Annotated in this window: 13 protein-coding genes; 9 read left to right on the forward strand and 4 right to left on the reverse strand. The window is 64.7% G+C overall.

What is annotated here, in order from left to right:
• Positions 1 to 55: 55 nt before the first annotated feature.
• The 3 genes from AC1DV8_RS12990 to AC1DV8_RS13000 all read right to left on the reverse strand — a co-directional run bounded on the left by AC1DV8_RS12990 (position 56) and on the right by AC1DV8_RS13000 (position 1,782).
• Positions 56 to 634: a TadE/TadG family type IV pilus assembly protein gene (locus tag AC1DV8_RS12990; RefSeq protein ID WP_477157734.1), complete on the reverse strand. Its 579-nt coding sequence runs from the start codon at positions 632 to 634 to the stop codon at positions 56 to 58.
• Positions 616 to 1,227, reverse strand: coding sequence for a TadE/TadG family type IV pilus assembly protein (locus AC1DV8_RS12995; RefSeq protein WP_477150773.1), 612 nt, complete (start codon positions 1,225 to 1,227; stop codon positions 616 to 618). Before AC1DV8_RS12995 ends, AC1DV8_RS12990 begins: the two co-directional genes overlap by 19 nt.
• Before the next feature lie 108 nt (positions 1,228 to 1,335).
• Positions 1,336 to 1,782, reverse strand: a complete 447-nt coding sequence (locus AC1DV8_RS13000) for a pilus assembly protein N-terminal domain-containing protein (protein ID WP_477150772.1) — start codon at positions 1,780 to 1,782, stop codon at positions 1,336 to 1,338.
• 359 nt (positions 1,783 to 2,141) lie between these two features.
• Here AC1DV8_RS13000 and AC1DV8_RS13005 point away from each other — a divergent pair, with 359 nt between their 5' ends.
• The 8 genes from AC1DV8_RS13005 (at position 2,142) to AC1DV8_RS13040 (ending at position 10,278) form a co-directional block, all read left to right on the forward strand.
• The gene (locus tag AC1DV8_RS13005; protein WP_477150771.1) at positions 2,142 to 2,321 is read left to right on the forward strand and encodes a Flp family type IVb pilin; all 180 of its coding nucleotides are present in this window, start codon (positions 2,142 to 2,144) and stop codon (positions 2,319 to 2,321) included.
• Between the two features lie 129 nt (positions 2,322 to 2,450).
• Complete coding sequence (locus tag AC1DV8_RS13010; RefSeq protein ID WP_477150819.1) at positions 2,451 to 2,963, forward strand: A24 family peptidase; 513 nt, start codon at positions 2,451 to 2,453, stop codon at positions 2,961 to 2,963.
• Positions 2,964 to 3,092: 129 nt separating this feature from the next.
• The gene (gene cpaB / locus AC1DV8_RS13015; protein ID WP_477157735.1) at positions 3,093 to 3,962 is read left to right on the forward strand and encodes a Flp pilus assembly protein CpaB; all 870 of its coding nucleotides are present in this window, start codon (positions 3,093 to 3,095) and stop codon (positions 3,960 to 3,962) included.
• A gap of 17 nt (positions 3,963 to 3,979) precedes the next feature.
• Positions 3,980 to 5,473 carry a type II and III secretion system protein family protein gene (locus AC1DV8_RS13020; RefSeq protein WP_477157736.1) on the forward strand — a complete coding sequence of 498 codons (1,494 nt, stop codon included), beginning with the start codon at positions 3,980 to 3,982 and terminating at the stop codon, positions 5,471 to 5,473.
• A gap of 14 nt (positions 5,474 to 5,487) precedes the next feature.
• Positions 5,488 to 6,762 carry a CpaE/TadZ family protein gene (locus tag AC1DV8_RS13025; protein ID WP_477157737.1) on the forward strand — a complete coding sequence of 425 codons (1,275 nt, stop codon included), beginning with the start codon at positions 5,488 to 5,490 and terminating at the stop codon, positions 6,760 to 6,762.
• A gap of 12 nt (positions 6,763 to 6,774) precedes the next feature.
• Complete coding sequence (locus AC1DV8_RS13030; RefSeq protein WP_477150767.1) at positions 6,775 to 8,265, forward strand: CpaF family protein; 1,491 nt, start codon at positions 6,775 to 6,777, stop codon at positions 8,263 to 8,265.
• A gap of 9 nt (positions 8,266 to 8,274) precedes the next feature.
• On the forward strand, positions 8,275 to 9,255 hold the full coding sequence (locus tag AC1DV8_RS13035; protein ID WP_477157738.1) for a type II secretion system F family protein: 981 nt from the start codon (positions 8,275 to 8,277) through the stop codon (positions 9,253 to 9,255).
• A gap of 9 nt (positions 9,256 to 9,264) precedes the next feature.
• Positions 9,265 to 10,278 (forward strand): type II secretion system F family protein, encoded by a 1,014-nt coding sequence (locus tag AC1DV8_RS13040; RefSeq protein WP_477157739.1) that lies wholly within the window; start codon positions 9,265 to 9,267, stop codon positions 10,276 to 10,278.
• Positions 10,279 to 10,353: 75 nt separating this feature from the next.
• Here the strand turns inward: AC1DV8_RS13040 and AC1DV8_RS13045 are convergent, their stop codons facing one another.
• Complete coding sequence (locus tag AC1DV8_RS13045) at positions 10,354 to 11,106, reverse strand: tetratricopeptide repeat protein (protein WP_477157740.1); 753 nt, start codon at positions 11,104 to 11,106, stop codon at positions 10,354 to 10,356.
• Positions 11,107 to 11,303: 197 nt separating this feature from the next.
• Here AC1DV8_RS13045 and AC1DV8_RS13050 point away from each other — a divergent pair, with 197 nt between their 5' ends.
• Positions 11,304 to 12,647: a leucyl aminopeptidase family protein gene (locus AC1DV8_RS13050; protein WP_477157741.1), complete on the forward strand. Its 1,344-nt coding sequence runs from the start codon at positions 11,304 to 11,306 to the stop codon at positions 12,645 to 12,647.
• The last annotated feature ends 21 nt before the right edge of the window (positions 12,648 to 12,668 follow it).

Genomic DNA, 12,668 nt, shown 5'->3' on the forward strand with positions numbered 1-12,668 from the left:
TGGCCTCGCTCTGGAACGCGCCCGGCCTATGCCACGCCCGCTGACCGGCGGCAAGCTACTCGCCGGCCTTGAACTCGATCTCACTGCTGAAGCGGGGCAGGAAGTACTCGACATGCCGAATGTCGATCGTGTCGGTGATCACGAGCCCCACGATCGGCTGGTGCGGATACTCGATCTCGGACACCACCAGCCAGCCACTCGCTTCGCGCGCCAGAATGTTGATTTTCGCAGTAGCATCAAGCGGGTAGACGCTGTCCACCTCGCGTCCTTCCTCGGCGCCGCTGGCCGCGCTCCATGAGACCGTGGCAACGCCGTCGGCGTCGATGCTCAGCAGCGACACCGTCTGCACGAGGCCGGTGGTCGAATAGGGCTGCATGATGCTCGCCGCGGCCTCGAAATAGTTGTCGAGCGTCGATTCCTTGATCTCGGCTTTCTCTCGAGACACCAGGTCCGCAACGGTGCTGGCAACCGTCGCAACCTTGTGGTCGACAGTATAGAGCGTCGCCGTCTCGATCGCTCCGAGGTAAAGGCCAAGCAGCAGCGGCAGGATCAGCGCGAACTCGACGGCGGCGATGCCCTCGACGTCCCGACGAAATCTCGCAATGAGGCCCAGGGTCACGTGCAGGTGCCGCATACGAACGGCTCATTGCGGAACACGCGTGACGCACCAAGCAGACGCGTACCGTCCGGCAGGGTCTGCCAGTTGAATCCAGGCAGGCGAACGACGGTGGGCCACTTGTAGTAGGCCCGCACCAGCACCACCGACCCGCCTTCGCCGGGGTCGTAGTCGTCGGCGAGGGTCCAGTCGCACTCGTCCTCGTCGCAGTCCTCGCCGGTCTTGAGCGGATAGCCGATCGTAACGTCCGAAAAGTCGTCGATCACGGTGACGTTGATGCGCAGCTTGCCGTCCGCCTCGGCGCAATCGAACATCTCGTACAGCCCATCGCAGATCGCTTCCCGGAACGCCTCCCTGTTATAGGCCGGCGTACTGTTTTGCGCCTGGCCGGTCCGGATCAGCCGCGAGGAGTCCTGCACGGCGCTATCGAGGATCTGCCCGGCAAGAAAGATCAGCGAGCTCTCGAGGATTGCGGCGACGATGGTGAAGAAGGGCAGGGCGAGGAATGCGAACTCGATCGCCGTCACGCCGCGCTCGTCGCGGCCGAACGCACGCCCCCGGCGGATCGCCGGCGACATGAGCTTTCTCAGCCATCTGGAGCGTTTGGACATTCGGCCACTGCATTCCGTTCGCGACCGGAACCTAGCGGTTCGTACCTAGTGATTGGTTAGTGTCTGGCTCGCATTTGCTTGCGATGCGGTGGCGTGGTTAACCGCCGGTTAGTTCGCCGCGGACTCGATCGCGTTGGCCGCGCCAATGGTCTCGCCGGTGAAGCTGGAGTCGTCGCCCAGCATGATGATCGGCTGGCACACCGGCTCGCACGCGAGGCTGGTCCGCTTGTCGCCGAGGTACACGGTAACGAGGCCCGCCTGCTCCTGCACCACTTCGATCATCGTGTCGGCAATCGGGTTGCCCTGCGCGTCGAGCACGATGAGATTGGTCTGCCCGTAGCTCTTGCCGGTCAGTACCAGCGTCTGCGGGTCCTGTATCGCCGCATCCGCAATGGCCGGGTTGCCGATGATCACGGTCGCCGCAGGCGCATTGATCCTCAGGATGCGCGCCATGTTCACCTTGACGCTCACCGGCGCGCTCTCCGCCACAGCGGCCACCGGCGCAATCAGCGCCGAAGCGAGGGCAAGGGCGGCAAGGCTGGAACGAAACGACATGGCGGACCCTTGGGAAACGGTACTAGAACGCAAACAGAGTGTTGCGCGGAATGGTGAACAATTCGCAAATGCGGCGCCAAGCCCGCGTGAAGCGCGTCGGCGGCAATTATCGGCGCCTGGGCCAACGTCATTGCGCCATCATTACTGTGTGGATGATTGGAACAATTGCGTCGACTGCTTTAACGATCTGCTCAGTATGCTGGAAACCCTTGCAATCCGGGGCTCTTGGGGCCTCGCTATTAACTCAATTTCAAGACGTGGCGACTTAGCCTAAGGCCATGTTCGATGTGTGACGTGTCGAACGGTGCTGACGCATCACTTGATGCTGTCACTGAATGACGTGTGCAAGGAGCCAAAAAATGAACACTGTCGCTCGTTTCGTGAATGACGAGTCCGGCGCTACCGCGATCGAATACGGCCTGATTGCCGCGCTCATCGCCGTCGGTATCATCGTTGCTGCCACCGCCCTCGGCGGTAGCCTCTCCACTCTGTTCACCGGCATCTCCAGCAAGCTGGATACGGTCGAAATCCCGGAATAATAGCCTCCCGGGGGCTACGAATTCGGAGGGGACCCAACAGGGTCCCCTTTGCATTTCAGCTTTCTTAACCACGATGCGCCAAGACTGCGGTCAGGACCGAAGCCCGGCCCACCGCAACAGCCGGCCCTCATGCCCACATTCATCGCCTTCCCCGCAATGCTCGTGTTTCCGCTGCTGATGGCCTATGCGGCCTCCTCGGATCTGTTGACGATGCGGATCTCCAATCGCCTGGTGCTGCTGCTGGTAGGCGGGTTCTTCGTCCTGGCCCTGCTGGCCGGTTTCTCGCTGCAGACGATCGGCATGCACGTGGTGGCCGCCATCGCGGTATTGGCATTCTCGTTCGGCTTTTTCGCGCTGGGATGGATCGGCGGAGGCGACGCCAAGCTGATCGCGGCAACCACGCTGTGGTTCGGCTTCGGTTCCATGCTGCCCTACCTCGTCTATGCCTCGCTTCTCGGCGGCGCCCTGACGCTGCTGTTGCTCAGCGTGCGCCGCTGGCCCTTGCCGCCGCAATTGAAGCAGGTGGCCTGGATAGATCGGCTGCACGACAGCAAGACCGGGGTGCCCTACGGCATAGCGCTCGCTGCTGCCGGCCTTCTGGTCTTTCCGAGCAGCGCGATCTTTCTGCACCTTCTCGGCTGAAGTCTTTGAGATACGGGCCGTTAACCGTAATTGACAAGCATCGATTAACCAAACTTTGACCCTTTGGCCCGATAGTCGAGTGCAAGTGTAGCCGGGCTCTTTCGGGCCCAGTCGCGTGGAGTTTGGGCAATGGGAGTCTCGCGTATCATCCTGCTGGTGGTGGCCCTCTTGGCAGGAGGGCTGGCCGCCTTCCTCGCCACGCGCGGCACCGCCCCGCAGCAGGTTGTTGTGGAGGGGCCCACCCAGGTCATCGAGGAAAAGAAGGCCAAGGTCCTCGTCGCCAAGACACCGATCGGCGTCGGGCAGCGTCTCACCGCCGAAACCATCGAATGGCAGGCCTGGCCGGAATTCGCGGTTCGCCCCGAGTATATCAGCGAGGCCGTGCTGCCCGATGCGCCGACCAAGATGCTCGATGCGGTAGCGCGGTTCGAGTTCTTCCCCGGTGAGCCGATCATCGACAAGAAGCTGGTCCATTCCAACCAGGGCTACCTCTCGGCAGTGCTGACCAAGGGCATGCGAGGGGTCTCGGTCCCGGTCAGCGCCGATGCGGCCGCCGGCGGTTTCGTGCTTCCCAACGACCGCGTCGACGTCGTGATGAGCCGCGGCAGCATCAGCCAGACCATTCTTGCCAACGTGAAGGTCCTCGCCATCGGCACCCGCCTCGGCGAGGCCGGCACGACCGGCGAGAAGGCCGACCCCGAGAATCCGCGCGCCGATGTGTTCCAGGGCGGTACCATCGCGACGCTCGAACTCACTCCGGCGCAGGGCGAGCTGATCATCAATGCCGCCAAGATCGGTTCGCTGTCCGTGGTCCTGCGCTCGATCGCCGATTTTGCCCAGACGCAGGACGACACGACCGGCAACGAGACCAGCCGCGCCATCCGCATGATCCGCTTTGGCGTCGGCACGGATGTCATGCCGAGCAGTTCCAGCCCAGGCGTGGTCGCCGACGCCTCCTTCGACGAGACGCAGGCCAACTCAGAAGAGCAGGCCCAATGATGCGTGAGGATTACGTGATGTCTCCGACTATCACTACCCGCCCACCCCGCGGCCTCCTGGCCAACACGCTGCGCCTGATGGCGGCAGCGGCTGTTGTCGGCGCGGCCCTGGGTCTCGCTCCTCTCGGCTTCGGACAGGCCCACGCCGCCGACGCTACCCACCTGCGGATCAGCGCTAATTCCTTCGGCTCCACCCAGCCGGTCAGCATGAACCTGAACAAGTCGATGATCATCGACCTGCCGGTCGACGTGCAGGAAGTCATCGTCTCGCAGCCCAGCGTCGCCAACGCGCTCCTGCGTTCGAAGCGCCGGGCCGTGCTGCAGGCGGTTGGCTCGGGCGATACCAACATCTTCTTCCTCGATGCCGCAGGCCGGACCATCGTGGTCCTCGACGTGAGCACGACGGGCAGCAACAACAGCTCCGGCGGCTCCAACGTCGCCGCCGCGCTGCGCGCAACCTACACCAAGGTAATGCCCAATTCCGACATCCAGGTGGAGTCGGTGGCTCTCATCGACGGCGACGGCAACACCACCAACCGCATTGTTCTGTCCGGTAGCGCCGGCAGCGCCGACGATGCCGACAAGGCGCTGGCCATCGCGGCGCAATTCGCCGGCGCCCCGGAGAATGTCACCAGCGTCATCACCGTCGATGGTCCCCAGCAGGTCATGCTGAAGGTCACGGTTGCCGAAGTGAACCGCAGCCTTGCCAAGCAGTTCGGTATCGATCTGTCCGGCAGCTTTGCCGGCGGCGGGTTGACCACCAGCTTCGTCAGCGAGCAGCCGCTCGGCGGCGCGTCCAACCTGTTCAGCGACAACGGCCTCGAACTTGGGCTCAAGGCGGGCGGCTTCAGCATCGACGCGCAGATCCGCGCGATGGAACAGCGCGGCGCGGCTCGCACCCTCGCCGAACCTCTGCTCACCGCCGTCTCCGGCCAGCAGGCCTATTTCACCGCGGGCGGCGAGTTCCCCATCCCAACCAGCGTCTCGGACGGCGAAGTGTCGGTGGGCTACAAGGATTTCGGCATCAGCCTCACCTTCACGCCGACCATCAAGTCCAACGGCAACATCGGCCTCGTGGTCGATACCTCGAGCAGCGAACTGAGCGCGGAGGGCAGCATCACGGTGGGCAACTCGTCGCTTCCCGGCATCAAGAAGCGCCAGGCCAAGACCACCGTCGAGATCGGCGCCGGCCAGACGCTCGCGATCGGCGGCCTGATCCAGGACCAGACCCGCACCCAGATCCATCGGTTGCCCGGCCTTGGGGACATCCCGATCCTCGGCGCCTTGTTCCGGTCGCGCGATTTCATCCGCTCGCAGAGCGAACTGGTGATCCTCGTCACCCCCTATCTCGCCAAGGGCAGCGACCATAAGCCGGTGTTGCCGACCGACCGGCTGGAGTTTGCCAACGACGCCGAGGCGATCTTCCTCGGACATATCGAAACGATGTACGGCGTCGGCCCCGCGGGCACCCGCGGCAGCTACGACGGGTCCGTCGGTTTCCTGCTGGATTGATGGAGTCTGTAGTCATGAGTTTCCTCTCCCGCGATAACGCCAAGTCGGCCGATGAGCCCGCCCTCGAGGTGGCAACGGGCGCGCGGCTGATCCCGCGCATCACCATCCAGGCCTTCTGCGAACACTCCCAGACCGCCCAACTGGTCGAGTCGGCGGTGCATGATCGCCGCATGTCGAAGGTGGCGCTCACCACGCACAATGGCGGCCTCGAGGGCGCCATCGAGACCTACAAGTCGAACCCGACGCCGAACCTGATCATCGTCGAGACCTCGCTGCAGCCCGACGAGATTCCCGGTGCCCTCGAGCGTCTCGCCGAGGTGTGCGACGCCTCCACCCGGCTCATTGTCCTTGGCCACGTCAACGACGTGCTGCTCTACCGCGAGCTGATCCGTTCCGGCGTCTCGGAGTACATCGTGCTCCCTGCCTCGGCGCAGTCGATCGTCTCGGCGATCAGCGAACTGTTTGCCGCCGAGGGCGCCGCGCCGATCGGCCGGACCATCGGTTTCATCTCGGCCAAGGGCGGCGCCGGCGGCTCCACCGTCTCGCACAACGTGGCCTGGGCCATCAGCCAGGCCCTGCGGCAGGACACGCTGATCCTCGACATGGACTTCGCCTTCGGCACCGCCGGGTTGAACTTCAACCAGGACCCACCGCACGGCATCGCCGACGCCATCGGCAACAACCAGAAGATGGACCAGACAATGCTGGACCGGCTCGCCAGCAAGGCGGCCAACCACGTCAATCTGCTCACCGCCCCGGTGGTGCTCGACCGCGTGTTCGACTTCGACGAGCGCGAGTTCGAGCAGGTCGTCGAGCTGAGCCAGAAGTCGACGCCCATCGTGGTGCTCGACATTCCCCATATCTGGAGCGCCTGGGTTCGGCACACCATTGCCACCATCGACGAGGTGATCATCGTCGCCGAGCCCGATCTGGCCAACCTGCGCAACGCCAAGAACCTTTCCGACACCATCAAGGCGCTGCGCCCGGCCGAGAGCGAGCCGCTGCTGGTCATCAACAAGGTGGGCATGCCGCGGCGTCCGGAGATCGCGGCGAACGAGTTTGCGGCGTCGGTGGAATGTCGGTTGCTCGGCCAGCTCGCCTTCGACGCGGCGACCTTCGGCACGGCAGCCAACAACGGCCAGATGATCGCCGAAGTGTCAGCCAACAACCGCGCCAACGAGGTGTTCCGCTTCATCGGGATGCACGTCACCGGTCGCAACGCCCCCGAAAAAAGTGCCTCGAAGAAGCCGGGCATTAAGCTCCCGTCCTTTATGATGAAGCGCGCCTGAGAGGCAGTCTAGATGTTCGGCAAGCGTACCAGTTTCGGTGGCAACACTCCCGGCGCCGCGCAGCCGCCGCGCCCGGCGATAGCTCCGCTTGTTCCGGCAGCGCAGAGACAGGAAGTCGCACGCCCGGCCGACACCGCCAAGCGTGGCGGCGGCGGGGACGATGGCGGCGTGCTCGATGTTCGTAGCCCCGAGGCCGTGGCGCGCGACAAGGAGTACTTCCAGACCAAGTCGGCGATCTTCAACGCGCTGATCGACTCGATCGATCTCAGCCAGCTCGCGACCATGGAGCAGGAGTCGGCGCGCGAGGAAATTCGCGACATCGTCGCCGAAATCATCGCGCTCAAGTCGATCATCATGTCGATCTCCGAGCAGGAAGACCTGCTCGAGGACATCTGTAACGACGTGCTCGGCTACGGCCCGCTGGAGCCGCTGCTGGCCCGCGACGACATCGCCGACATCATGGTGAACGGGTCGCAGAAATGCTACATCGAGGTCAGCGGCAAGGTGAAGCTCACCAACGTGCGCTTCCGCGACGACGCCCACCTGATGAACGTCTGCCAGCGCATCGTCAGCCAGGTCGGCCGCCGCGTCGATGAAAGCTCGCCGATCTGCGACGCGCGCTTGCCCGACGGCTCGCGCGTCAACGTCATCGCCCCGCCGCTCGCCATCGACGGCGCCGCGCTCACCATTCGTAAGTTCAAGAAGGACAAGCTGACCCTCCAGCAGCTGGTCAAATACGGCTCGATCTCGCCCGAGGGCGCCGAAGTGCTGCGCATCCTCGGCCGCGTCCGCGCCAACATCCTGATCTCTGGCGGTACCGGTTCGGGCAAGACGACCCTGCTCAACTGCCTCACCGGCTTCATCGAGAAGGACGAGCGCGTCATCACCTGCGAGGACTCGGCCGAACTGCAGCTGCAGCAGCCGCACGTGGTGCGCCTCGAAACCCGCCCGCCCAACCTCGAGGGCGAGGGCGAGATCACCATGCGTGATCTGGTCAAGAACTGCCTGCGTATGCGCCCCGAGCGCATCATCGTGGGTGAAGTGCGCGGACCCGAGGCGTTCGACCTGCTGCAGGCGATGAACACCGGCCACGACGGCTCGATGGGCACGCTCCACTCCAACAGCCCGCGCGAAGCCCTGTCGCGTCTCGAATCGATGATCACCATGGGCGGCTATTCGCTGCCCAGCCGCACCATTCGCGAGATGATCGTCTCCTCGATCGACGTGGTCGTGCAGGCTGCCCGTCTTCGCGACGGCTCGCGCCGCATCACCCACATTTCCGAGGTGTTGGGCATGGAAGGCGACGTCATCGTCACCCAGGACGTGTTCCTCTACGACATCCTCGGCGAAGACTCGAACGGCAACTTGATGGGTCGCCATCGCTCGACCGGCATCACCAAGCCGCAGTTCACCGAACGCGCCCGCTACTTCAACGAGGAAGCCAACCTGGTCGAAGCGCTGGAGAAATCCAACGTCGAACAGCACGAGATCCTCGGTGCATAAGGCCCAACGATGACTCCGATCATTCTCGCCCTCCTCGCTGCCGTATGCGTAGGCGCTGCCGGCTTTGCGCTGGCGCCGGCCCTGTTCGGCAACAGCGGACGGGCGGGAAAACGCATCAAGGCGATGCAGGGCGATATCCAGGCCAACCGGCGCAACGCCGACGTGGCGCGCAACCGCGATACGCGCCGCAAGGAAATCCAGCAGACGCTGCGGGCGCAGACCGCGGTGCTCGAAAAGCGCAAGAAGCGCATTCCGCTTCAGGATCGCCTCTATCAGGCCGGCATGAAGCTCAAGCGCGGCGCCTTCATCCGCAATTCGGTGATCTTCGGCGCGATCATCTTCGTGCTCTGCTTCGTGCTGCAGCTCGAGCTGATCTACTGCCTCGTATTCTCCATTGCCGCGGGCTACCTGCTGCCGCGGATGTACCTGGGGCGGCGGCGCAAGAAGTACCAGAACGCCTTCCTCGATGAGCTGCCCAACGCCGTGGAAGCCATCGTCCGCGGCGTGAAATCCGGTCTGCCGCTCAATGACTCGATGCGGCTCGTGGCCAAGGAAGCCAAGGAGCCGATCAAGTCGGACTTCCAGCGGGTGCTGGACCAGCAATCGGTCGGCAAGACCATCCAGGAAGCCGTCGTGACGCTTTACGATCGCGTGCCGCTGCCAGAGGTCAACTTCTTCGTGGTCGTCATCACCGTCCAGGCCCAGGCCGGCGGCAACCTGTCGGAAGCGTTGGGCAACCTGGCGCGCGTGCTGCGCAACCGCAAGAAGATGAAGCAGAAGGTCAAGGCCATGTCCTCGGAAGCCAAGGCCTCCGCCGGCATCATCGGCTCGCTGCCGATCATCGTGGCGGTCCTCGTTTCGCTGACTACGCCCAGCTACCTGCTGCCGCTGATCCAGACGCCGATCGGCAACGTGATGCTCGGCATCGCCGCGATCATGATGTTCCTTGGCGGGTTCATCATGAACCGCATGATCCAGTTCGATATCTAGGGGCCAGCGATGGACAACCTCGTCGCGACGCTGACCAACACCCAGTTCCTGGTGGCAGTCCTCGCCGCAGTCGCTGCCGCCGCGGTGGTCTTTTCCGTCGGCGCCACCTTCTTCGGCGGCAACTCGCAGATGCGCCAGCGCATCAAGCGTGTCGCGCTTGAGCGCGAGAAGATGCGGGCCGAGGAAATGGCCCGCCTGCGCGGCACCGGCGCTGGCAGCGACCCGCAGACCCGCACCATCCGCCAGGCCGCCGGCCGCGACTACATGAAGAACATCGTCGAGCGCTTCTCCCTCGAGAAGGCGTTCATGAACGAGAACACCGCCGAGCAGCTGGCGCGCGCCGGCTATCGCGGCCAGTCGGCGATGACCACCTTCCTGTTCCTGCGCTTCGTCACACCGGTGGTGCTGTTCGTCCTCGCCTTCGCCTACATGGCTTTGACGGTTTTTGCCGACAAGCCGCTGTGGATGAACGCGGTCTACGCGCTGTTCGTCGCCCTGATCGGCGCCTACCTGCCGAGCCTCCTGCTCAAGAACAAGACCATCAAGCGGCAGCAATCGATCAAGCGCTCGTGGCCGGATGCTCTCGATCTGGTGCTGCTCTGCGTCGAGGCTGGCATGTCGGTGGAGCACTCGCTCAAGCGCGTCGCCAAGGAAATCGGTGCCCAGAGCATCGAGCTTGCCGAAGAGATGACGCTGACCACCGCCGAACTCGCCTTTCTCGAGGATCGCACCCGCGCCTACGAGAACCTCGGGCGCCGTACCGGGCTCGACAACGTGAAATCGGTGATGCAGGCGCTGATCCAGGCCGAGCGCCATGGTACCTCGGTCGGCTCGGCGCTGCGCGTCATGGCCGAAGAAGGCCGCGAGGCCCGCATGATGGAGGCAGAAAAGAAAGCCGCCGCCCTGCCGCCCAAGCTCACCGTGCCGCTGATCGTGTTCTTCCTGCCGGTGCTGTTCATCGTCATCCTGTCGCCGGCCATGATCCGCGTCTTCTCCAACAGCTACATCAGCGGCGGCAACTGATCTCGGTCGGCAGCCACAATGACAAAGGGCGCCCCAGCGGCGCCCTTGTCATCTCCGACGATAGCGGGCGTGGCGTCAGCCGGCGCCCTTGATCAGGTCCCAGCGGTTCTGCTGCGTCAGCAGGGCCCGGATGTACTCCATATTGGCCTCGACCTGATCGGCGGGGAGTTCCGTCGAGAACAGCGCACGGCTCTCGTCGAACCGCCCCTGCAGCCCGACCACCAGCGCCAGGTTCTGTCGCACCTGGCTGTTGGCGCCGCGCATCTTCACCGCCATCCGCAGTTCCGACTCGGCCTTGTCGAGCTCGTTGGTCATGGCATAGGAGAGCCCGAGATTGGCATGCAGCGACGCCTGGTCGGGAGCGATCTTCAGCGCCTGCCCATAGGCCACCCGCGCTTCGTTGTTGCGCCCGCTCTGGTCGAGGATCGCGCCCTTGACCATCAGCGCATTCCAATCCGGCGAGGTCGGGTTGATCGCCCGGTCGATGACGTTCAGCGCTTGGTCGAACCGGCCGGCCGCCGATAGGGCCTTGCCATATCCGATCAGGACATCCGGATCGTCCTTGAAGCGGGCGACGCCGGTCTCGAGCACCGCAACGGCCTGGTCGTTCTGGCCGTTGGCGCGCAAGGCGGCTGCGTAATAGACGATCGTCGCCTTGTCGTTGGGCGATTTCTTGTAATGCGCGGCGAGCTGCGCCAGCGCGGCCTGCTTCTGGTCCATCGGTTGGCCGGTGAAATCGGCGTCGCCGATGCTGCCGGTGGTCATGGGGTTGGTGGCGCAGGCGGAGAGCGCCAGGGCTGCCACGCTCACGAGGAGCAGGGCGCGCAACGGTTTCAGATCAGTCCGGACAAGACGCAACAACACGAAACACTTCCTCTGGGCCATGCGATTTGCAGTTCCCGAGCCCCAGAGCAGCAATAATTGATTAACCCTAATACGGGGTTAAGGTACGCTTTCGGACCGTTGCCGCGCTCTTTGGCGGGGCGTAAATCCACCCTGTCCCGCCTCTTGCAACGGATTGCCCAATGGCCAAGTCGAAGTCGCTGCCGCTCATTGCCGTGGAGCAGGGCGCGCTCCCCCCGAGCCTGACGCCCGCCGAGGCCAAATGGGCCAAGGCCAATGGCTTCACTGGCCAGCGCGGCCGCCTGCTGGCGCTTCCGGGCAGTGACGGCGCGCTTGCCGGCCATCTCTTCGGCCTCGGTGAAGCCACGGGCCGCCCGGCGCTGACCCTGGGGCTGGCGGCGGCGGCGCTCGAGCCCGGCCATTACCGGCTCGCCGGCAGCTTCGGCGATCCCACCCTCGCTGCCCTGGCGTTTCGCCTCGGCGCCTATCGCTTCGACCGCTACCGCAAGGCTCGCGACCCCGTGTCGCTCGATGCCGTCGAGGGCGCCGATGCGGCCGAGGTGGCACGGCTGGCGGATGCGGCTTATCTGGCGCGCGACCTGATCAACACGCCGGCCAATGATCTCGGCCCCGACGCGTTCGAGAAGGAAATCCGCGCCTTCTGCAAGCGGCACAAGCTCGACATCAAGGTGATCGCCGGCGACGATCTGCTGAAGCAGAACTTTCCGATGATCCACGCCGTCGGCCGCGCCGCCGCCGAGGCGCCACGGCTGGTCGAGTTCAACTGGGGCAAGGCCAAGGACCCCAGGATCACGCTGGTGGGGAAGGGTGTCACCTTCGATACCGGCGGGCTCGACATCAAGCCATCGGCCGGCATGCTGCTGATGAAGAAGGACATGGGCGGCGCAGCCAACGTGCTGGGCCTCGCCCACGCCATCATCGACGCCGGGCTCCGCGTTCGGCTGCGCGTGCTGATCCCGATCGTCGAGAACGCCATCTCCGGTCCGGCTTTCCGGCCCGGCGACGTGCTGCGCGCCCGCAACGGCTCCACCGTCGAGATCGGCAACACCGACGCCGAGGGCCGGCTCATTCTCGGCGACGCCCTGGCGCTCGCCGACGAGGAGACACCCGATCTGATCGTCGACATGGCGACCCTCACCGGCGCTGCCCGCAGCGCCCTCGGCCCCGACCTGCCGCCGCTCTATGCCACCGACGACGCGCTTGCCCGCGACATCATCGCCGCCGGTGCCATGTCCGACGACCCGCTGTGGCAGATGCCGCTCTGGGCCGCCTACGATGCGATGATCAGCTCCAAGATCGCCGACGTAAACAATGCCGGTGCCAGCGCCTTCGCCGGCTCGATCACCGCGGCGCTGTTCCTCAAGCGCTTCGTCAGACAGGCCAAGGCCTGGGCGCATCTCGACATCTACGGCTGGGCGCCGGAAGCCAGGCCCGGTCGCCCGTTCGGCGGCACCGACCAGGGCATCCGCGCCGTGTACGGTTACCTGAAACAACGGTATAGTTGACAAGATCAACGATATCGGCGC

Source organism: Devosia sp. P3_B2, from assembly GCF_056402875.1.